General features: G+C 67.1%; 19 protein-coding genes and 4 pseudogenes. 7 read left to right on the plus strand and 16 right to left on the minus strand.

Annotation, left to right across the window (positions count from 1 at the left end):
- Positions 1–258: 258 nt before the first annotated feature.
- The 12 genes and pseudogenes from IH68_RS58730 to IH68_RS0144170 all read right to left on the minus strand — a co-directional run bounded on the left by IH68_RS58730 (position 259) and on the right by IH68_RS0144170 (position 8,725).
- A pseudogene (locus IH68_RS58730) lies at positions 259–674 on the minus strand (CBS domain-containing protein).
- A 183-nt stretch (positions 675–857) separates the two neighbouring features.
- Positions 858–1,073: a hypothetical protein gene (locus IH68_RS0144130; protein ID WP_030948069.1), complete on the minus strand. Its 216-nt coding sequence runs from the start codon at positions 1,071–1,073 to the stop codon at positions 858–860.
- A gap of 196 nt (positions 1,074–1,269) precedes the next feature.
- Positions 1,270–1,428, minus strand: a complete 159-nt coding sequence (locus IH68_RS58735; protein ID WP_234341784.1) for a hypothetical protein — start codon at positions 1,426–1,428, stop codon at positions 1,270–1,272.
- A gap of 113 nt (positions 1,429–1,541) precedes the next feature.
- Positions 1,542–1,670, minus strand: a pseudogene (locus IH68_RS60005) (phosphotransferase); the annotation flags it as partial.
- A gap of 15 nt (positions 1,671–1,685) precedes the next feature.
- Complete coding sequence (locus tag IH68_RS0144140) at positions 1,686–2,225, minus strand: hypothetical protein (RefSeq protein ID WP_030948071.1); 540 nt, start codon at positions 2,223–2,225, stop codon at positions 1,686–1,688.
- A gap of 15 nt (positions 2,226–2,240) precedes the next feature.
- On the minus strand, positions 2,241–2,450 hold the full coding sequence (locus tag IH68_RS57460; RefSeq protein WP_030948074.1) for a hypothetical protein: 210 nt from the start codon (positions 2,448–2,450) through the stop codon (positions 2,241–2,243).
- A gap of 140 nt (positions 2,451–2,590) precedes the next feature.
- Positions 2,591–2,791 (minus strand): annotated as a pseudogene (locus IH68_RS58740) (hypothetical protein); the annotation flags it as partial.
- 256 nt (positions 2,792–3,047) lie between these two features.
- On the minus strand, positions 3,048–4,028 hold the full coding sequence (locus IH68_RS54435; protein WP_159403839.1) for an MFS transporter: 981 nt from the start codon (positions 4,026–4,028) through the stop codon (positions 3,048–3,050).
- 723 nt (positions 4,029–4,751) lie between these two features.
- On the minus strand, positions 4,752–4,958 hold the full coding sequence (locus IH68_RS0144155; RefSeq protein WP_030948076.1) for a hypothetical protein: 207 nt from the start codon (positions 4,956–4,958) through the stop codon (positions 4,752–4,754).
- Between the two features lie 225 nt (positions 4,959–5,183).
- Positions 5,184–5,678 (minus strand): hypothetical protein, encoded by a 495-nt coding sequence (locus IH68_RS0144160; RefSeq protein WP_159403841.1) that lies wholly within the window; start codon positions 5,676–5,678, stop codon positions 5,184–5,186.
- A gap of 62 nt (positions 5,679–5,740) precedes the next feature.
- The gene (locus IH68_RS0144165) at positions 5,741–7,960 is read right to left on the minus strand and encodes a hypothetical protein (RefSeq protein ID WP_030948081.1); all 2,220 of its coding nucleotides are present in this window, start codon (positions 7,958–7,960) and stop codon (positions 5,741–5,743) included.
- A gap of 36 nt (positions 7,961–7,996) precedes the next feature.
- On the minus strand, positions 7,997–8,725 hold the full coding sequence (locus IH68_RS0144170; protein WP_030948085.1) for a hypothetical protein: 729 nt from the start codon (positions 8,723–8,725) through the stop codon (positions 7,997–7,999).
- Between the two features lie 614 nt (positions 8,726–9,339).
- Between IH68_RS0144170 and IH68_RS0144175 the strand changes: the two genes are divergently transcribed.
- From IH68_RS0144175 to IH68_RS50855, 4 genes and pseudogenes are all read left to right on the plus strand, one after another.
- Entirely contained in the window at positions 9,340–9,597 is a 258-nt protein-coding gene (locus tag IH68_RS0144175; RefSeq protein WP_030948088.1) for a hypothetical protein, read from the plus strand.
- 147 nt (positions 9,598–9,744) lie between these two features.
- Positions 9,745–10,674, plus strand: coding sequence for a hypothetical protein (locus tag IH68_RS0144180; RefSeq protein WP_030948091.1), 930 nt, complete (start codon positions 9,745–9,747; stop codon positions 10,672–10,674).
- A 13-nt stretch (positions 10,675–10,687) separates the two neighbouring features.
- Complete coding sequence (locus IH68_RS0144185; protein WP_051834032.1) at positions 10,688–11,041, plus strand: hypothetical protein; 354 nt, start codon at positions 10,688–10,690, stop codon at positions 11,039–11,041.
- 152 nt (positions 11,042–11,193) lie between these two features.
- A pseudogene (locus tag IH68_RS50855) lies at positions 11,194–11,690 on the plus strand (transposase).
- A 38-nt stretch (positions 11,691–11,728) separates the two neighbouring features.
- Here IH68_RS50855 and IH68_RS0144195 read toward each other — a convergent pair.
- Positions 11,729–12,607, minus strand: coding sequence for a polysaccharide deacetylase family protein (locus IH68_RS0144195; protein WP_030948096.1), 879 nt, complete (start codon positions 12,605–12,607; stop codon positions 11,729–11,731).
- A 140-nt stretch (positions 12,608–12,747) separates the two neighbouring features.
- A complete protein-coding gene (locus IH68_RS57465) occupies positions 12,748–13,164 on the minus strand; it encodes a glycoside hydrolase family 97 C-terminal domain-containing protein (protein ID WP_030948098.1) in 417 nt (138 codons plus the stop codon).
- Positions 13,165–13,266: 102 nt separating this feature from the next.
- Between IH68_RS57465 and IH68_RS55885 the strand changes: the two genes are divergently transcribed.
- Positions 13,267–13,695 (plus strand): VapC toxin family PIN domain ribonuclease, encoded by a 429-nt coding sequence (locus IH68_RS55885; protein ID WP_234341785.1) that lies wholly within the window; start codon positions 13,267–13,269, stop codon positions 13,693–13,695.
- Positions 13,696–14,086: 391 nt separating this feature from the next.
- On the opposite strand, the gene IH68_RS0144210 is transcribed toward IH68_RS55885, so the two are convergent.
- Both IH68_RS0144210 and IH68_RS0144215 read right to left on the minus strand, forming a co-directional pair.
- A complete protein-coding gene (locus IH68_RS0144210; RefSeq protein WP_030948103.1) occupies positions 14,087–15,682 on the minus strand; it encodes a cation acetate symporter in 1,596 nt (531 codons plus the stop codon).
- On the minus strand, positions 15,679–16,071 hold the full coding sequence (locus tag IH68_RS0144215; protein ID WP_234341786.1) for a DUF485 domain-containing protein: 393 nt from the start codon (positions 16,069–16,071) through the stop codon (positions 15,679–15,681). Before IH68_RS0144215 ends, IH68_RS0144210 begins: the two co-directional genes overlap by 4 nt.
- A gap of 754 nt (positions 16,072–16,825) precedes the next feature.
- Here IH68_RS0144215 and IH68_RS0144220 point away from each other — a divergent pair.
- Together IH68_RS0144220 and IH68_RS0144225 are read left to right on the plus strand one after the other, a co-directional pair.
- Positions 16,826–19,291 carry a nitrate- and nitrite sensing domain-containing protein gene (locus IH68_RS0144220; RefSeq protein ID WP_051834034.1) on the plus strand — a complete coding sequence of 822 codons (2,466 nt, stop codon included), beginning with the start codon at positions 16,826–16,828 and terminating at the stop codon, positions 19,289–19,291.
- Complete coding sequence (locus tag IH68_RS0144225) at positions 19,288–19,722, plus strand: roadblock/LC7 domain-containing protein (RefSeq protein ID WP_030948113.1); 435 nt, start codon at positions 19,288–19,290, stop codon at positions 19,720–19,722. Before IH68_RS0144220 ends, IH68_RS0144225 begins: the two co-directional genes overlap by 4 nt.
- Positions 19,723–19,727: the final 5 nt, after the last annotated feature.

Below are 19,727 nucleotides of genomic sequence, written 5' to 3' on the forward strand. Positions count from 1 at the left end.
CACTCACAGCATCCCGTTACGCCGAGTGAGCGTGACATGACAGGATGCGGGAGGACCGTAGCCCCGAACACGGACTACCGGGCAGTACCGGGTTGAATTCTTTACCCCTCCATAGGAAGGACATAGCCCCCTCATAGCGGGAGGCCGGCCGCACTTGATACGGATCCCAGCGCTACGCCGTGCTGTTCAAGCCGGGCGCCTACAGCGCCGATGTCAACGTCGGCTGCCGACCTGCTGGCCCCGGCCGGCGCTCTGTCCTCATGTGTTGGGCCGGGCCGCGCTGATGTCGCCGAGGGCGGATTTCTCGTCGCGTTCCATTGCAAGGTCACCCAGGGAGAGGATGCCCACGCCCACCGGACGGTCGCCCTCGACGACCGAGAACTGCCGTACGGAGTGCTCGCGCTCAGCGGGACCGCCCGGTCCAGGCTGTCGTCCGGGGTGATGGTGACCAGGTCGTCGCTGGCCGCCTGCATCACCGTCGCCCGCTCAGGGTCGGCGCCTTCGGCGCAGGCCCACAGCACCAGGTCACGGTCGCTCACCAGGCACCGCAGATGTCCTTCCTCGGTCACCAGGACGGCGCCGACGTCCTGGTCCGGCATCAGCCGGGCCACGGAGGTCACCGACGCCACCGCCCCTCTCGGCGCGTCCGTTGGGGCCGGGCCACCCCGGGACAACCCGTGGGATGCATACGACGGTTGGGGGACGTTGCCGTCCCGGGTGTGGCCCGCCTGCGTGACCTACTTGTCTTCGGTGATGCAGGTGGTGTGGTTCAGGATTCCGACGGTTTCCGTCCCGCAGTTGTTGCTGAACCCGGAGGTGTTGCGGGAGTCGATGTTGGAGAGCAGGCCGCCGCTCGGTCAGGTCACCTCACGGTTGTCGTGGCGGTGGGAGTCGTACCGGGTTACACAGGTTCGGTCGTTGAGGAGGCCCACCCTGTTGGCGCCGCACAGGTTGGAGTGCGCCGAGGCGTTCTTACCGCTGATGTTGGACAGCAGACCGCCCGCCCCCAGGTCGATCGTGTCGGCACTCGCGGCCCCGAGGCATGCGGGGGAGGCCAGGACGGCCACGGCCATGCCGGACAGAACTGCGAATCGCTTCAGAACCCACTGGTCCGCCTTGTCATTTCGATGGGATACGGCACTGGTGAGAAGCAAGGCCCGCGCCGTGCGGCACTACCGCCTGCTCTCATCCGGTTGGCTTAACGGAATGGTGCGTTCCGATTTGCGATCCGAAGACCTGGAAAGCGGCAAAATCGCCCGGGAGTGGGAATCAGCTCCCGTCGGCCGCTTCCGCCAGATCGATCAGTGCCCAGAGGTTGCGCCACCACTGTTCGAGAAAGCCGTAGTGGCGCACGGTGTGTGCCACGAAGTAGAGCCCGAAGCGGTTGATGGCCAGGTCCCTGAGGGCGAGGCGGTACCCGGTTCCCACTGGGGCCTGTCGCTGGCGATCTGAGTATGGTTCTGGAGCGAGATGCGGTGGACTTCTGAAAGCTCCTCGACCACCGTGGCGTTGATGTCGGCGGGCTCCAGGGCAGTGCAGAGCAGTTCCGCCAGATCGTGCTGGGGAATGTGCAGGGTGGCGAGTTCCCAGTCGAAGGCGCACAGCCTGCCGTCCGCACGGATGGCGAGGTTGCGGGGGTTGAAGTCGTTGTGTACGAGGGTTCTCGGCATCGCCTCGATCTGCGGCTACCAGCGTCCGATGGCGCCGATGTGCGAAACCAGCAGGTCGCGGTGGCGGCTGTCGACGAGTTCGGGGAACTCCTGTGCCGAGTGGTGGGCCAGGGCCAGCCACAGGTCGCTCATCTCCGTCATGTCAGCGGCGTTGGGAATGTGCCCGATCCACGGCATCCGGCGGAGCTCCGGTTCCTTGCCGTACCAGATGGAGTGGAGTTGCCCGAGGTCGCGCAGGGCAATTTCGAGATGCCGGCGTGACCATCCGCGTGCATGGTCCGAGGTGTCCATTCGCTCCATGTCGCCGAGGCATTCCATGACGATGACATACGCCTCTCTGCGGTCATCGCGGTAGGTTCGGTACTGTTTCGGGACCAGGCTGGTGAAGCGGGTGTCGGTCTGCTCGTACAGGGCCAGTTCCCGTACATCGCAGCCCACGAATCCCAGGCGTTGGTCGAATCTGCCGTAGTGGGTTGCCACCGGGCCGCCGCACAGGGCGGCAGCCAGTCCGGCCATCTTGATGACTTCCCGGTCGGTGGGCTTGACCTTGACCATGACGTCGAGCTTCTGCTACACGTCGCCGTGGTCGACTCTCAGCTGCATCGGAAAGAGCCCGACGGCTTTCTTCACCGTCCGCGATGTCAGCTCCGACAGGACGCTGGGCCCCATGGGAATGTGGGCGGCTTCGACGTGTGTGACCTTGGCACCCGGCATTGCGGAGTGACCCAGCGCCGATTCGAAGAACTGGGCATCCAGCTCGTCGAGTTGCAGCCAGCGCACCGGCCGGTTGCGCCCAAGGCGTTCGTGGGCACTGGCGAACTGTCCGGAAACGGCTGCCGAGACCGTCGAGAGGTCCAGGGCAGTGCGAAGCCGGCGATGACTTCTGCCAGTCGGGTCGCGCTGCCGCGGCCCGTGCAGCCCATCACTTCCAGGAGTTCCTGTTGCGTGGGGAGGTGGGTGCCACCGCCGACCGTGCCGATTGCCAGGCCGGGGAGGGTCATGCTCGCATAGACGCCGTCCGGAGTCCGTTCGAGGATGAACTGTCCCACGCCTGACTCATGAACGCAGGCGACGTCCTGACCCGTCGCGGTGAAATGGCCCGGAATTCTTCCAGGGCTCATGCAGCATCACTTTCCTTTTGCGGACACACACGTGTCCGATGAGCTTCTTCGAGGGACGGCGGCGCCGTCAGGCTCGCTGGGGAGCGAGGAAGATCGCAGTACGAGGAATGGGATGACCAAGGCGAGGGTGCCGACAGCTAGGCCGTTCCACAGCCCGAGCCAGGTCCCGGCGGCGCCGGCGAGGAGGGCGGCCACCGGCTGGGAACCGTAAACGACCCAGCGACTCGTGGCGAGCATGCGGCCCTGCAGCGCGGGGTCACAGGCGGCCTGACGGACGGTGCGCTGGGTGGAACCCTGGACGACCGCGCATCCCAACTGGACGAACATCCCCAAACCGACGACCACTTGCCACGGGCGACCGGGCGTGGCGAGCAGGAGCGGCACCTCGGTGAACGGGGCGAGGGCCAGGGAGGTGAGCATGACGCGCACCGGTCCATACCGCGCGACCACCGGGCGGACGAGGAAGGCGCCGCAGAACCCGCCGAGCGCGGCCACGCTCAACGTCGTACCCAATGCCACACCCGAATAGTGAAGGTGGCGCAGCACGTAAAGAGACCACAGCGTGGTGAGGAAAGCCATGCATTCCCTCGGCGATCTCGGCCCGGAAGGTCGCGTTCCTTGTGGGCCGGGCCACCGCCGGTTCGGTGGTGCGGATACAAAAGAGGAAGAGGGCACAGGCCAGGTAGGAAGCAACGTCCAGGTAGATGGCAGGGGCAGCTCCCAGAACAGTGATCAAAACACCGCCGAGCTGAGCGCCGGCACTGTCGGCCAGCGAATTGACACCGCCCAGCTTGGAGTTGGCCTCCAGCAGCCGCGAACGGGGCAGCAGCGAGGGAAGGAAGCTGATACGAGCGGTGGAGCCGAACACCTCCGAAACCGCGCCCACCAGGGCCACCCCGTACAACAGCCCCAAAGACAGCCAGCCCAATTCGCAAGCAAGCGGGACGATGAGAAACGCGACACCGCCGACCAGCGCCGCGCCCACCATCACCGGACGCTTGCGGTACCGGTCCGCGAGCACACCGGCGGGGAGCGACACCAGCAAGGGCGGAAGTTTCTGCGCGAACGACAACAGCGCGACCTGCCAGACAGAGGCGTGCAGCGCCACCACCGCGATCAGCGGAATGGCCACCTGAGTGACACCGCTGCCCACGAAGTCGACAGCGTTCGCGCTCCAGTATCGGACGAAGCCAGGATGCCTCCAGAGGCTGCCTTCTGCCGTGGCCTCGTTCACCACACCCCGCTCCCGCCACGTCGTCGTACCGTCATACCTACGACAACGATCTATACGGGAAAGGGTTCGGCGGGGTCCGTAATCTGGTCCATTCCATCCGCGCGGGTACCGACAGGGCCTCGGCCGGGTTGGCCGTGGTGCGTTGGAGGGCGTGGACGTGCCACGGGGATGCATGCCTGGGCGAGCACGTGAGACCTCCAGGAGGTGCGCGTCCCACCACACCCAGCCCTCTGGCCCACTTCAGCAGGGCGCGGTTGCCAGCCGTAGTGGCCGGGAACTCGCCGGTGCCGAGCACCGAGCACTGCAGCCACGTGAACATCCCGGTGCGTGTCCACGCCCAGCACCACCTCCCCCGCCGACCGTCGACGGCGCACACGCGGGACAAGAGACTTACTGGACGTGCTCGTTCACCTTCCGGCCCTCGGCTCATCGCGTTGCCGGCACCGGGCCGCGTCGGGTGGTCAGAATCGTGATGACTCATCGTTGATCGGCAGGCCCCTATCGAGACACACCCCGTCAGCCCGATACCGACAACGCACCATCCCCGACCAACGGCCGACACTGTGTGATCAAGACACCCCCGTCAGATGTCTCATGAGTCAGACCCCGGAGCTGGGACAGCACCCGCCCATCCTCCCGCCCCTCACAACACGTGGCCCCCCTGTCCAAACCCGGCCGTCGGCCAGGACCATTCGACAACTGACGCCTGCCGACGACAGCAAGTGCTCAGAACAAGGAGACAGTCACGACGCCTCTGCTGCGATGGTGCCCGCCCTGGACGGAGCGGGCCTCATCCGCGCGCACGACCTCCCCGACCGGCTTGCTGGCGGCGATGTGCTTCAGGATGGAGGCCATCACGGTCCGCTTCTGCGCCGGATTCGCATACGTGGCAGCCGAACTGCCCGGCGGGGACAGCGCGCCGCTGTGCCGCATGCGCTTCACCGGTGTGCCGCACGCCTGGGGCTTCGCCCTCTACCAGGCCAGCAACGACAGCTACCCGGGACAACGTCCTGCCCAGGCGTCCTGGGCAGCAAGGTGTGGGGGGAAGCCCGCATGTTGATCGTGGTTGGCGGCGTGTCGCTGCTCTGGCGTCTGCTTCCTGCTCACCGAAGCTCGTGTCCGCCAGTTCCATGTGTTCAGGGACCATGTATTCAGCGGTCAGCTCACCGTCACATCGACCATGGCGGTGAGAACGCCGCGAGGGACGCGGCTGATCAGGTCGATCAGGAGGTCCTGTTCGTCGGCGCGTTGCCCGAAGCGTCCGAACCACTGCTCAGGACGGGCGCTCTCGCTGGAGAAAGTCAGCCGATACTGATACGGGCCCCTTTCCACAGGCCGGAACTGGGTGAAGACGGACAAGGGGAAGTAGCCGTCGTCTCGACCGGCGCTGGGGTCAAAGCTCTCGCCTGGGCGGAGCCGACGGAAGTGTGACCGTAGCAGGGGACCTACGAGGGGGTCCTCGACGAGTGGTCGGTACACGGTACGTCCGCCGTGCAGGACCGCCGTGCGAAAGTGAGGGAAACGCATTCCCGCCTCGGAACCGTCGAGTACGCCGACGACCCACACCGCCGCGTCACTGATGTTGCGCAGTTCCACTTCGATGGGCAACGGTTCGCCGACGGGGTGCGGACCCGTCGGCGCACGCAGGACCATGCGGAGGGCGACGGCCGCCTGGCCGCCGCCCGTGCTGTGGGAGGGGAAGGGGCGAGACATGGCTACCGGCGGGTGATCTCTTCCTTGGTCCGTTCCGCCTCCGACCGGATGTCCCGCATGACGTGGGGCTTGAGGTTCTTGCGGTCGAAGATCTCCACCATCTCGTCCATCACCTGTGTCGCCCGTTGCGGATTGCCCGCTTTGGCCTCCACCCGTGCCAGCCGCCGCATCACCTGGCCGAGAGTGATGTTGTCGACCCCCTCGTCACCGGCCGAGGATTCCACCACCTTGCCGAGCTGCCCGATGCTCTCCTCGGTGTTGGCGTGGCGGATGCGGAGCTCCTTGCCGGGGGTGAGGTCCTTGAAGTCCCTTGAGACGCCGAAGCCCTTGACCATGCGTGGGTAGACGGCGAGCGGGTGCTCAGCGTACTGGTCCAGCACCTGATCGAGGGCCCGGTTCCCGGACTCGAGGCTCTCGGCGCGGGAGCCGAGCAGGTAGAAGAGCGTGCCCTGCTCATCGCCGGACATCATCAACTCGGCGACATCCTCGTCGGCCTCGGTCAGCGGCCTGCGGACCGTGAGCCGGTGGATGCCGGAGACCACCCGGGAACCGTCCGAAGCGTTGTACTGGGCCCGCAGTTGGTACTGGCCGGGCTGCTGGAAGTAGAAGCCGTCCTTGCCGTAACCGACGTAGGCACTCTCGTAGATCGCCGGCCGGTCGGCGTCCAGGACCGTCCGGTGCTCGTGATCCGCGCAGCGGATCAGTGGCGGCCGGTAGGTCCTGGTCTCGCCCGAAGGGGTGCGGATGGCGACGGTGACGAATCCGTCGTTGGGGTGCAGTCGGCCATGTGTGCTGCGGCCGCGCAGGTCGGTGGTGGCCAGCTTGATCTCGACCACGACCGGCTCGCCGAACCGGAACGTTCTGTTGGACCGCAGTTCCAGGGCCAGGCCGGAGTTGTCGACGACCGGGTCGTCGAAGAGGTCCACGTCGACCTCGGCCGCACCGACACCGAACGGGTTGCCGCCCATGATCACGTCACGGTGGAAGCCGTGCCGCAGATGCACGAGTTCACTGTCGGTGAACTGGAAGGGGAACGCGGCCCAGTAAGCGGCCGTGCCACCCGGTGCTGGTGGCGGCGGCTGGAAGTTCTGCACGTAGTTCATCCAGGACAGGTCCCCGAGACCTCCGTTGGGCCCGAGCGGTTGAGGCGGTTCGGCCAGGTCCTTCTGCCACGAGTGCAGCAGGTTGAAGGCGTGACCGAGTTCGTGGACGTACGTACGCAACTGCGCACGCTGGCTGGCCGGGTCCTCGCCCTTGATCGCGTCGTGGAACACCGCGCAGCCCTGTCTCTGGAAGGCTCCGCCGGCATCGAACATGATGCCCCGGACACCGTCCTCGACGTACGAGGAGGCCACCAGCTGCCACACCTGCCACCGGGGGACATCCCGCCAGAGGCTGAAATGGTTGACCATGGCGTTGTGCAACTCCGCGTCGTTCCACCGTGCGTCGGCGCCCGCGGCACCGGCGGGGACGACATCGGGAGCCCCGGCGATCTGCACCTCGATCCCCGCCTCCGCGTACGCGGCGGGCACGCTCAGGACACGTGCCGGGCTCGACGGCGGCTGCGCCAGGGACCCGGTGTCGTACGAGACGAACGGGACGGTCCCTGTCACGGAGTCCTGTTCGAGCTGGACGCTGCGGAAGTGCGGTGAGACGAACGCGCACAGGTAACTCGCGCTGGGGCTCCCGCCGTCGGTGGAGAACTGCACGGTGGCCTCGCCCGGCGTGTGTGCCACATCCGTGCCCCGGACAATGCTCACCTCCACGTGCGAGGACAGGACGGGGAAACTGAACCTCCCTCGTCCGGTGAGCTTCACCAGCCCCTCGGTGACGGCGGCGGTGAGCGTCTCCACGACGAAGGAACCGACGTAGTTGGTGGTCGCCCCACTGGTCTGGAAGAAGTCTCCGCTGATCCGCATCAGCGGCCGCGGGCCGTCCACGTCCACTCGCAGTTCGAGCTGAGTTCCGGCTCCCGTGCTGCGGAAGCGCCCGCTGACCATGGTCGCTGCGGCCTGATCGGCCGGCCGCGGCAGGGCCTGTGCTTCGAGTCGCGCCACACGAGCCCTGAGCTGAACCATGTCCTCGGCCTCCGGCTCCACGAGCACTGCCTCCGTGGCGCCGCTCTGCTCCGCCCTGTGGGTCGGCGTCAGCCCTTCGAGGTCATTCCTCTTGGCCGGCCGCACCATCCCGTCCAGCGTTGTGGGGTCCGACATGATCGACATGGGTTGCCTCCTTGTGCGGGTCTTGCCCTCAGGCGGTCAGAACCGCCGTCCCCAGTTGGCGGTCGAGGACGTGCAGTCGTTCCAGCCGTACTGGCTGAGGTGGTAGCGCGTGTTCCCGCCAGGGATCTCGAGCCGGGAGCCGCGGTATCCGGGGGTGTCCCAGAGCGTGATGTGCCACCGGCACCAGTTGACCGACGAGATGATGTCGTTCCAGTCACCCGTACCGAGGAAGCCTCTGCGGACCCTGCGCAGATCCCGCCAGGCGCGTCCCGGGCCGTTCTGCAGCCAGTCCCCGCCGAGGTCGTCGTCTTCGTAGTAGTACGAGAGCTCGGACAGCGAATCCGGGTTGGTGGTGCCGATGTCGCTGTGCCGCGCGCCGACCAGGTGGTCGTGGAGCGCTTCGAGCGTCGTGAAGCTGTACAGCACGGGGTCGCCCTGGGCGTTGACACCGGGCGTCGAGTACAGCTCCTGCCCGTCGAACTCACGGACCACACTGGGCTCGTTGGTCTCGCCGTCCAGCACCACAGGTATCTCGGGCGGCTGGTGCGGTTTCGGTGGGGGCGACTCGCCTTCGGCCCGGATGCCGCCAATCATCATGACGGCGTCCTCGTGGAGGATCGGTGGGTCGACTTCCGCCAGGCGGTCGACCAGCGCGTCGAACGAGTCGATCCCCGAGTCCTCCAGGCCCTCACGGACCTGCCTCCGCGTCCGCTCGCGGACGTCGCCGGAGGCCCCGGAGCGTTCGGGGCTGAGCTGTCGGCTCATGGTGTTCCTCTTGTTCCGCCCCGGACCGGGAAGAGACGGTCCGCCGCTCCCGCGCAGCGCTGTGGGTTCGCACGGGGCGGCTCGTCTCTCGGGGCCGCGGGCTGTCGTAGCACCAGGATTGACGGGTCTGCGCCGTCACGGGCGCACTCGGACGCGGGCGCATTCGGTGTGCCGCGGGGGCTTTCGAGCGCCGTGTCGATCTCCATCCGCAGAACGCCCCTGATTCCAGTAGGCGTCGCATCCGCGATGGTGTCAACCGGACCACGAGCGCCATCTGGCGCCGCAACTCTGCTGGTTGACCAGTCAATTTACGCGATGTGACCCTTCTTGACCCTCGCGTCATCATTTGCTATTGCAAGCGCTAATGCGTTCGCAAGCGAAGGAGCCGGACGGCCATACGGGAGGCGAAGAATTCGTAGTAAGTGCCGCACCGCGGTCCCGAGTGCGTCCGCCGAACAGCGCAACCTCTTCTCGCGCGTGGGCGGGTTCCACGGCCTGGAGCGGGACCGGTAATAGCTTGTCGGACGGCGGGCGGCCGGGTCCCGTTCATACGTGGCACGCGGCCGGCACCCGATCCAGCTCCGTACGTCGAGCGGGTTCCCCGAGGAGAACAGATGTCTAGCTCACCACTGCCAATCTGCGAGCACGCCAAGGCCGGCCTCGCGAAGGCCAAACTGGAGACAGCTCGCAGGCTGAAGGAGCTGAACGACGCCGAGCACAAGCTCCACGAGCTGGAAGCCGCACAGCCGCCGGACGAGGCGGCGATCGAGGCTCAGAAGGCCAAGGTCGACCAAGCCCGGGACAACTGGCTGGAGGCAAGAAAGAAGCAGAAGGACTGGCAGGAAGCGGTGGACGAACTCTGCAATCCGTAGCACGGCCGGAGGGCGCCGGCCACCCTCATCCGAACGGACCTTCCCAGGCGCTGGCGCGATCACCAGAGATGAGACTCAGACCAGGGGGCCTTGGGCGGTATGTGCCATAGGGGCTCGACACCGCCATCTGCGCCGGAGGTCAGCGCCATGCTTCAGGTAACCGTCCAGATCTTCAGTGGCCGGCCCAACCCCACCTGGGTCGTCACCGATGAGGATGCCACTCGCACACTGCTGGAAACCGCCGCCCAGGAGGCCGGCGACGCGATCGGGCTGCCTGGTGCCGGATACGACGGTCTGGGCTACCGGGAGGTGGTGGTCACCACAGCTGCCGACGACCAACTTGCCTGGCCCGAGCGACTGCCGCAGGCATTCGCGCTCGGCACCATCGCCGCGGCCGATCCGTCGAGTTCCGGGGAGTTGGCCCGCCGGCTCATCGCCACCATGGACCAGTACCGTGATGTCACGCTGGCCGAGCACGCTCTTACCCCGATCGGCTCGCAGACCCAGGACTTCGTTCTGGAGCAGCTCGACACCTTCCTGGAGAATCCGCCCGCCTGGAACCGCGCCATGAAGGCTCCTTCGCAGCCCGCGGAACGGTCCAGCAGACAGGAGAAGGATGTCGCGGAGACCTGCACGTACGAGGTGAGCCAGTTCAACCCGGACTACTGGAACCGACCGGAGGTACAGCCGTACAACAACTGCTACAACTACGCTCGTAACTACCGCACCGACACCTTCGCCCAGCCCGGCCGCGCACACGGCGCCCAGACCAGCACCATGGCCTGCTCCAACGTCACCCAGGCAGCGCTCGCCGACGGGCTGGTGTACCGGTACCACTGCCTCCCGGACTCGGAGTACCCGCGCCGGCTCATGGCACTGGTCGTCTGGCCCGGCTGGGACTACCACTGGTACCGGGAACACAAGGGTGACTTCTGGGGACACAAGCCGGGAGCCACCGCGGCCCGCAACTACGACAACAGCGGAGCGCTGATCACCAACCCCGAGACCTGCGACCGCGGCGGCTACACCGACTTCTGCCGCTACTTCTACGCGGGCAAGTCCGTGGTCATCAACTGAGCTGCCCTCACTGATGGGGTATCGGAGCCCGCCGGAGACCGATGTGATCGTCGAACTGGACCTGTACAGCGGCCGACCCAACCCGCGCTGGCGACTGGACGACGAGACGAGCAGGACCTTCCGCGGGCTGGTGGCAGACCTGGCCCCGACGACTGCCCCTCCGGCCACCCCGCCCGGCCTGGGCTATCGCGGCTTCGTGGTCACCGACGGCGCCCAAACCTACCGGATCTTCGGCGGCCTGGTCGCCACCGGTGACAGCGTCCTGGCGGACTCCGGGAGAACGCTGGAACACTGGCTGCTGGGCGGGCTCCCGGAGCGATACGAGGCGCTACGGCCAACGGTCACCCAGGCGATGGGGAACGGCTGACCGTTCGGATGCGGACGGGGCTGCGGCCCGGCATACTACCGGGCCCCGTCCACACTGACCGGCGACAGGAAGCGAGCACGGCCTCCCTGCGATTCCGCAAGTCTGCCGTTTGCCCGCTGGCCGAGCAGGCCGTAGTCCAGTACATCGGAAACATGACCCCGCACGGCGGCTACCCCAGCGACCTGTCCGAGGAACGCTGGGAACTGATCGCACCGGTCCGTGAGGCATGGCGGGCCGAGCGGCGCGGGCGCGGCCTGGACATCGGTCGCCCGCCCGAGCACGACCTGCGGCAGATCATGAACGCGATCCTGTACGTGGACCGCACGGGCATCCCCTGGCGCTATCCGGCCCACGACTTCGCCCCCTGGGCCACGGTGTACGGCTACTTCGCGAAGCGGCAGCGGGACGGCGTCTTCGAGCGGCTCACCGGACTGCTCAGGCGCCTGGTGCCGGCGCCCGCGGGTTCACGATCATCCCGAGACGGTGGACCATCGAGCGCAGCATCGGCTGGCTCATGCACCACCGACGCCTCGCCCGCGACTACGAACGCCACCCGCCCCGCTCCGAAGCCATGACCCACCTCGCGATGATCGACCTCATGGCCCGCAGACTCACCGGCGTAGCCACCCTGAACTGGCGCGGAACCTGACCCGGGACCAAACACGAATCACCGGACCAAACGCCCAGTCAGTGCAGTGAATCCGAGAGCCGTACGAACCTATGGCCAGAAGCCAGCAGCCGGGGTACGGCGGCGGCGACGCCCCGGGCCGTGCCGCCCTCGGGGTGGTTCATGTGGCAGATGACTATGGAGCCGGCGGGCGCGGCCCCGACGGTTGTACGGACCTGCTCGGGGCTGAAGGTGGCCCCGGCGTCACCGTTGACCGAGAAGCTGACGAACCGCTCGCCCAGGGCGGTGACGATCCTGGCCGCGACGTCGTCGCAGTACGCGGTGCCGGAGCGGAAGAAACGCGGCGGGCTGCCCAGCAGGTCGGTCAGCCTCGCCCGGTTGCCGGCGATCTCGTCGTAGACCTCGGCGGCGCTGCGGGTGCCGGGGATGCCGTAGGCGGAGCGGCCGGTGACGGAGAGGGGGAGGTGGCGGGTGCCGTGGTTGGCGATCTCGAACAGCGGCTCGGCGGCCAGTCGGCGGAAGACGGCCGGATTGGCGTCGATCCAACGCGAGTTGACGAACAGGGTCGCCGGTATCTCCCGCCTGCGCAGGAAGTCGATCAGGGCACGGTCGTAGCCGCTGCCGCCCCGGCCGCCGCAGGCGTCGAAGGTCAGCGCGATCCCCTGGCGCCCGGGCAGCCTGTGCACCACGCCGGGCGCGTCGAAGCCCCAGGTGTGAGGCACGGCGTGCCCGTAACGGGCGACCATCTCGGCGCGGGTGGCCGCGGGCAACCGGGCCGGCCTGACCGTCACCGCGGGCGACGGGGCAGCGGAGGAGCGGTGGGCCGAGGGGGAGGCGGAAGCGGCCGTCTCCGGCTTGGCAGCCCTCGTCGGTGCGGTACAGCCGGCCAGGGCTCCCCCCGCCAAAGTCGCCAGCACCATCCGCCGACTCGTTCCCATCCACTCCCCCACTTGCTCGGACGTTGCACGGCAAGGCTAGGCAGCGCACACCCGCCACCCGCCCGCACACCGGACAAGCCTTGCCCAACAATCCTTTGTGGATCATTTGCCCCGCCCGACCGAACCACCCGCGCCCGGCGTCAGCTCGGCATCAGCACCACCGCATGGCCGCCGGAGGGGGCCATGGCCACGCTGAGCACGGTCGCCGAGGTGACGGTCGGGGTACTCACCACGACGGGCTTCTGGTAGGCGCTGGTGCCGGGCGTGCCGTCGGCGTACACCGTCGCCGTCCAGTTGCCGCTGCCGAGGAAGGACAGCGGGAGCGACAGCGTCCGGGCCGACTCGTCGGTCATCGCGCGCAGGTACCAGGTGGTGCCCTGCCGGCGCGCGACCGTGATGAACTGGCCGATCGAGCCGTGGAGGGTTCGGTTCTCGTCCCAGGTGGTGAAGAGGGCGTCAAACCATTGCAGGCCGGGCCAGTTGGCGGTGTTGGAGTGTTTCGACGGTACGTCGTACAAGCGGAGGAAGTTGAGCGGCTGGTAGTGGACCGCCGCCATCGCTATCTGATGGACGTTGGTGGTCTGGTCGCGCGGCTGGCCGTAACAGATCGTGTAGTCCGTCGGTCCGCCGGCGTTCCGGGCGAACGGCAGGGTGACGTTGTGCGAGGCCGTTGCGAATTGCGCTGCCGCCCCTACTGGGTCAACCGCAGCCTCGCCCGCGTCCTGCTCGGCCAGAACACAGCAGACTGGGACGACAGATCGGCGCCGCCCTCGTCGTGGTCTGCCGGCATCACGGAACTCGAGGTCCTCCACTCCGCCCGCTCGGCCAAGTCCCGCGCACGATTGAAGGAAGCGCTCGACGCCCACTGCGTGTGGTGTCCGATGCCCGGTGGCATCTACCGCCGCTCCCGCGTGGTTCAGGAGCAGCTCACCGCGAAGGGCGAACACCGCAGCGCAGACCCGGTCGGTCTCCTCGTCGCCGCTGCCGTCGCAGAGGCGGGGCTCACCCTGCTCCACCACGACCGCGGCTTCGACACCATCGCCCGGACGACAGGGCAGCCGGTACGCACGATCGACCTGAGACCGTAGCGCCCGCCGGCGCCCGGCTTTGTCGCGCAAGTCCACCGAAAGAACGGACGCGACATGAGCCAGGCCAGCAGCAATCGGAGACCTCTGGCGCACGCGAAGGTCAGCTGCTGGAACCGAGCCCGCAAGTCGACTGGCGGGAAGCCAGGGCTGGATGGCGGAGCGGGGTCACGGCCTATCGCCGCACCCGGCGGACGGCCGCTTCCCAGCGAGGCCGGGATCGCGCGGCCGCCCGAGAGCGCGTGGGCCTGTGCCCTACGGCGGGACGGCGAGGTCCAGAACCAGGCGCACCTGTCCGCGAGTTCAGGGGCCCACTTGCTTCGGCGTCGGCACCATCGACGCCGAAGCGGAACCGTACGGTGGCACCGTGCTCTCGGCGCGTCGCCGCGATCGGCTACAGCTGGGCACCGATTCCGGTCAGCGCCCGGACCTCCATCTCCGCATGCTTGTCAGGATCCGCGGGGCGCCTGCTGAACACGGTGCCGAGGTATCCGCACACGAACGAGAGCGGAATCGACACGATGCCGGGATTCATGAGTGGGAAGCAGTGGAAGTCGACGTTCTTGATGATCGACGTGGAGGTACCCGAGACCGCCGGCGAGAAGACGATGAGCACGAGGCAGGACACCAGACCGCCGTAAATGCTCCACAGCGTGCCCGAGGTGTTGAAGCGTTTCCAGTACAGCGTGTAGAGCATCGTCGGCAGGTTGGCTGAGGCGGCGAGCGCCAGGGCCAGAGACACGAGGAAGGCGACGTTCTGGCCGTCGGCCACGATGCCGCCGATGATGGCCAGGAGACCGATCACGATCGCTGTCAGGCGGGCCACCCGTATCTCGGACCGGGGATCGGCCTTACCGCGCCGTATCACGTTGGCGTAGACGTCATGGGCGAAGGAAGCCGAAGCGGCCAGGGTCAGACCGGCCACGACAGCCAGGATCGTCGCGAAGGCCACCGCTGAGACGACTCCCAGGAGCACAACTCCGCCGATACGGAAGGCGAGCAGAGGCGCCGCGGAGTTCTCACCGCCTGGTGCGTGAACAATCGCGTCGGAACCGACCAGGGCGGTGGCACCGTAACCGACGACCAGGATTCCCAAGTAGAACGTGAACATCGACCAGGAGCACCACACCACGGACCTGCGCGCCTCCTTGGCATTGGGCACGGTATAGAAGCGCATCAGCACGTGCGGCAGGCTGGAGATACCCAGGACCAACGACAGGGCCAGCGAGACGAAATCGAGTTGGCTCGTCGCGTTCTGGCCGTAAAGGCTGCCCGGATTGAGCAGTCGCTCGCCCAATGGGCTGTTCTGCGTGGCCTGGTGCAGGAGCGCCGAGAAGTTGAATCCGAACTTGCCGATGATGAACACACTGATGAAGGTCACGCAGACCAGGAGCAGGCCGGCTTTGATGATCTGCACCCAGGTCGTGCCCTTCATCCCGCCCACCAGCACATAGAGGAGCATGACGACGCCCACGCCGCTGATGAGGAGCGCCTGCCCGCCCCTGGTGTGCACGTCCAGCAGCAAGGCGATCAGCCCACCGGCGCCGGCCATCTGGGCGAGCATGTAGAAGAACGTGATCACCAGGGTGGCGTTGGCCGCCGCGGCCCGCACCGGGCGCTGCTTCATACGGAAGGCCATCACGTCACCCACGGTGAATCGCCCGGTGTTGCGCAGTCTCTCACCGATGAGCAGCAGGGCGACCAGCCAGGCGACGAGCCATCCGACGGAGTAGAGGAATCCGTCGTAACCATGGACGGCGATCGCCCCGGAAATTCCCAGGAAGGAAGCCGCGGAGAGGAAGTCGCCAGACATCGCGATGCCGTTTTGTACACCGGTGAAGGCGCTGCCCGCAGCGTAGTAGTCGGATGCCGTCTGGTTTCTGTTGGTGACCTTGTAGACGATGAGCAGAGTGATGACGACAAATACCAGGAACACGCTCAGATTGAGCATGGGGCTGCCGGTCGCGCCGGCGGCGATCTGCCGTGTCATTCCTTGTCGACTCCCGCCAGTTCGTGAATCCTGTCCACTTCCGGATCAAGCTTCTTCCGGGCGAAACGCCGATAGGCCAGGACGATCACGATCGTGGACGCGAACTGCGTCAGACCGAGGATGGTACCCGTGTTGATTTCGCCTGCGACCTTGTGGCTCATGAACCCGTGGGCGTAGGCGGAAAGCAGAGCGAACGTCATGTACCAGCAGAAGAAGAGCGCGCTCATCGGGAAGACGAACAGCCGAAGCCGTCTGCGCAGCCGGGAGAACTCCTCGCTTTGCTGAATCGCGGGGTAGTTGGGCCCGCCTCCGTGACGGGGGTCGATGAACTCCCGTCCGGCAGGCCGCTCGGACACTTCGAAGGTGGGTGACCCTGCCGGTCCGGTCACGTTCCTCTTCCTGGGGATTCGGGCAGGAGGATGCATGGGCGCTCCTGCGGCGAGCGATGCGAAGGAGCAAGCCGTAGCCGCCTGCGCGGTGCTGGAGAGTGTAGTGAGATACCACGCACCGTCAACCAACACCCCCCCCCCCACGAATCACGCGGTAAGTAGCGGACCTCAGATGGGCGTCCGGACGCGCCCGCGAGAACCGCTCGACGATTCAACGCCCTCACGGGTTGGGACTTGAAGGCGGCTTGATCTTCTTTTTGCTCAGCATTCACCGACCGAACCATGGACGCACGATGCGGCCGACCCGGCACACCGAATGTGGAGAACGTGTGTGTAACGGTTTGGTTCGTCGGCGTGCCCGGGGTGGGGAGCCGCATTGTTGCCGTTCGCCTGGCTGTCCTAAACTCGCCTGGATTCCACAACACTTGACGGATCGGCACACAGCATGCGGGATCGGTTCGCATCCGAGAACTGGGAGATTGAACAATGGGTTTCCTTGGGCGCACCCGCGACGTCGCCGGGTAGGTTGGGGGTCCCTGGTCGAACCTTCCCTTGGTTTTGAAATGCAATCCTCCGCTGCCGGCACCACCCTGTGCTGCCGGGCGTCCCCGTCCTGCTCAGGTGAAAGCCCGGGAGAAAACAGCATCGTGACAGGTACTTGCGAGCAAGCCGTTCCGAATACGGAGCTCATATCGTGACCGCGGCCAGGCATGCGGCCACGCGTCAAGCACGGCCGTCACGGTGGGCTTCGCTCGTGCAGTGGCGGAACTGGCGGCTGCTGGTGAAGCTGGCGGCGGTGCTGCTCGTACCCGCCCTGCTCGCTGTCGGCCTGGGCGTCGTGCAGATCCATGGCGACGTCACACGTGCCGGCTCCTACGCGGACATGCAACGCCTGGTCAAGATGCGTGGTGAGCTGCGGACTCTGCAGGAAGGCCTGCAGATGGAACGCACGATGTCCGTCGAACGACTGAGTGCCGACTCTGCCGACGACGCCGCCGGTCTGCGGCAGCAGAAGCGCAGTGTCGACAGCGCCCGGACCACCGTCACCAACACCAGAAAGCAGGAAGTCTCCCTTACGGGCGTTGCGGCGAATCGTTACCGCGACGCCGTCGGCCTCCTGGACCGCCTGCCCGCCCTGCGCGCAAAGGTGACGTCCGGCAGCATCAGCTCCTGGACCGCGCTCAATGACTACGGCACGATCATCACGGGGCTGCTCAATCTGGACCAGGCACTCGTCAGCGGGTTCGACACCCCCCAACTCACCAGGCCGGCGACCGCGTTGTACGACCTGGAGGCTGCCGAGGAGCAGATCCACCTTGAGCACGCGATTCTGCTGCAGGCAGCCGGTCGAGGCCATCCGATGACCCCGACACTCATGAAGGCGCTGCAAGAGGCCGACGTACGCCTGCGGGACAGGCTCGGTGGCTTCCGGACCCTGGCCACCTCCACGGAGCTGAGCGGATACCAGCGGACAGTCACCGGGCCCGCCGTCAGTCGGCGTGCGCATGTGGTGAGCGCCGTGCTGGCCGAGCCCCTCGCGTCGGGCGCACAGCAGCACGCCACCACGTCGGTGCCTGTCTCGGTCGACAGCTGGAACCGCGACTCGATGACCACCGGGACGCTCGTCGACCAGGTGTCCGACGGCTTCCTCCACAAGCTGCGCACATCGTCGGCCAAGCTGCAGGACCAGACGAGCAACCGCGCGGGCATGGCGTCCGTCATCCTCTTCGCCGTGCTACTGCTCGCCCTGGCCATCGGTCTCGGGATCGGCAGGCATCTGCTGCGGTCGCTGACCGTCCTGCGCTCGACGGCACTCGAGGTGGCGGAACACCGGCTGCCCGCCGCCGTCGAGAGCATGCGCGAGGGGCGGAAGGCGAACGCCGTGGTCGACGTCGTGCCGGTCCACACCACAGAGGAGTTCGGTCAGCTCGCCAGGGCGTTCGACACGGTGCACGCTCAGGCCGTGCGCCTGGCGGCGGAGCAGGCCGCGCTGCGTGGTGACCTCAGAAACACCCTGGTCAACCTCTCCCGGCGCAGCCAAAGCCTGGTGGACCGTCTGCTGCTGATGATGGAACAGCTTGAGCGGCACGAAGAGGACTCGGAGCAACTGGCCAGCCTCTTCACGGTCGATCACCTGGCGACGCGTATGCGGCGCAACAACGAGAACATGATGGTCCTGTGCGGCAGCACTCTGGTGCGCCCTTCCCACGGTGCGGCGCTGGACACCGTGCTGAGGGGTGCTGTCTCCGAGATCGAGCACTATCAGCGCGTGCTCGTTCAGCCCGGTCCTCCCGTCGAGGTGATCGGTTACGTAGCCGGTGACCTGGGGCGGCTTGTCGCCGAACTGCTCGACAATGCCACCGCGTTCTCCCCGCCGCACACCCAGGTGGTCATCGGCGGTACCCGGCAGTCCGACGGCTCACTGCTGATCGAGATCCAGGACGGGGGAATCGGGATGAGCGAGAGCGACCTGGCCAGGGCCAACCGGCGACTAGCGACGGACGCCGCCACGGATGCGCCCACGTCCCGGCAGCTTGGGCTGCTCGTGGTCGGTCGCCTGGCCGGTCGGCACGGCATCGCCGTCAACCTGAGCTCGCAGCCGGGCGTCAGGGGACTGCGGGCCCGTGTTCTGGTACCGGCCAAGCTGGTCACGGCGCAGGCGCCGGCCCGCAGGGACCAGCCGGGCACCCTGGCCGAACGCCCTGCTGCCACGCTTCCGACGCGGTCGCGCGGCGGCCGGACGGACGGCAGTGACGCGGCCTCGCGCCCGCAGCAGCGGCCGTTCGCCGCCGCCGGTACGACGAGGCCCGTCCCGGCCGCCAAGGAGGCGCCTCAAAAGGCCGCCGAACCACCGTGGTTCGCACTCGCCGCATCGGCAACGGCAACGGCAGCCCGCAGCGGCGGGAACAGCACGGACGCACCTGTGCCGCGCGCCGCGGAGAAGGCCGCACCTGTCCCGTCGTCCTCGACCGAAGCACTCCACGCCGCGCAGGAGTCTGACCAGTCGGCCGACCTCACACAGGCCGGGTTGCCCAAAAGGGTTCCGCGTACGCGATCCGCTCCGGCCCGAACCGAGCGGTCCGCCACCGAGGCCGGAGCAGCTGCGAGCCAGAACGCCAGCCGCGCCCACAGCTTCCTCAGCAGCTACCAGTCGGGCATCCGTCGGGCGCAGCCCGATCAGACGCACAATCCATCGGCGACGGGCAGGAAGAACCCATGACATCAACCCACTCCCCGGAGGTGAGCCAGTTCGGATGGCTGGTCACCAACTTCACGGAGCGAGTGCCCAATGTGGCGCACGCCGTGGTGATCTCGGCCGACGGACTGCTGCTCACCACGTCGGACCAACTGGCAGACGATCGTGCCGAGCAACTCTCCACCATCGCGGCGGGTGCCATCAGCCTGATCCAGGCTGCCGCCGACTGTATGGACACCGGGAACGCGCTGCGCACGGTGATCCAGATGGAGCACGGCAACATGCTGATGATGTCGATCCGAGACGGCTCGTGTCTGGTTGCCCTGGCAGCTCCGGACTGCGAAATCGGCCAGATCGCCTATGAGATGACCGTGCTCGTCGACCAGGTCGGCGAGATGCTGACTCCGGAACTCCGTACCGAATTGCAGCAGTTCCAGCAGACTGCGGCCCGATAGCCGGA

The organism is Streptomyces sp. NRRL S-646 (genome assembly GCF_000720765.1).
Classification (GTDB): Bacteria; Actinomycetota; Actinomycetes; order Streptomycetales; family Streptomycetaceae; genus Streptomyces.

Bases quoted from the DNA above. Each gene is read 5' to 3' on its own strand.
- IH68_RS0144155 (WP_030948076.1), bottom strand. From the start codon at position 4,958: ATGCGGCACAGCGGCGCGCTGTCCCCGCCGGGCAGTTCGGCTGCCACG.
- IH68_RS0144130 (WP_030948069.1), bottom strand. From the start codon at position 1,073: ATGGCCGTGGCCGTCCTGGCCTCCCCCGCATGCCTCGGGGCCGCGAGT.
- IH68_RS0144140 (WP_030948071.1), bottom strand. From the start codon at position 2,225: ATGGTCAAGGTCAAGCCCACCGACCGGGAAGTCATCAAGATGGCCGGA.
- IH68_RS0144225 (WP_030948113.1), top strand. From the start codon at position 19,288: ATGACATCAACCCACTCCCCGGAGGTGAGCCAGTTCGGATGGCTGGTC.
- IH68_RS0144210 (WP_030948103.1), bottom strand. From the start codon at position 15,682: ATGACACGGCAGATCGCCGCCGGCGCGACCGGCAGCCCCATGCTCAAT.
- IH68_RS0144195 (WP_030948096.1), bottom strand. From the start codon at position 12,607: ATGGGAACGAGTCGGCGGATGGTGCTGGCGACTTTGGCGGGGGGAGCC.
- IH68_RS0144185 (WP_051834032.1), top strand. From the start codon at position 10,688: ATGGGGTATCGGAGCCCGCCGGAGACCGATGTGATCGTCGAACTGGAC.
- IH68_RS0144165 (WP_030948081.1), bottom strand. From the start codon at position 7,960: ATGTCGATCATGTCGGACCCCACAACGCTGGACGGGATGGTGCGGCCG.
- IH68_RS0144175 (WP_030948088.1), top strand. From the start codon at position 9,340: ATGTCTAGCTCACCACTGCCAATCTGCGAGCACGCCAAGGCCGGCCTC.
- IH68_RS0144160 (WP_159403841.1), bottom strand. From the start codon at position 5,678: ATGGTCCTGCGTGCGCCGACGGGTCCGCACCCCGTCGGCGAACCGTTG.
- IH68_RS0144170 (WP_030948085.1), bottom strand. From the start codon at position 8,725: ATGAGCCGACAGCTCAGCCCCGAACGCTCCGGGGCCTCCGGCGACGTC.
- IH68_RS57465 (WP_030948098.1), bottom strand. From the start codon at position 13,164: ATGGCGGCGGTCCACTACCAGCCGCTCAACTTCCTCCGCTTGTACGAC.
- IH68_RS0144180 (WP_030948091.1), top strand. From the start codon at position 9,745: ATGCTTCAGGTAACCGTCCAGATCTTCAGTGGCCGGCCCAACCCCACC.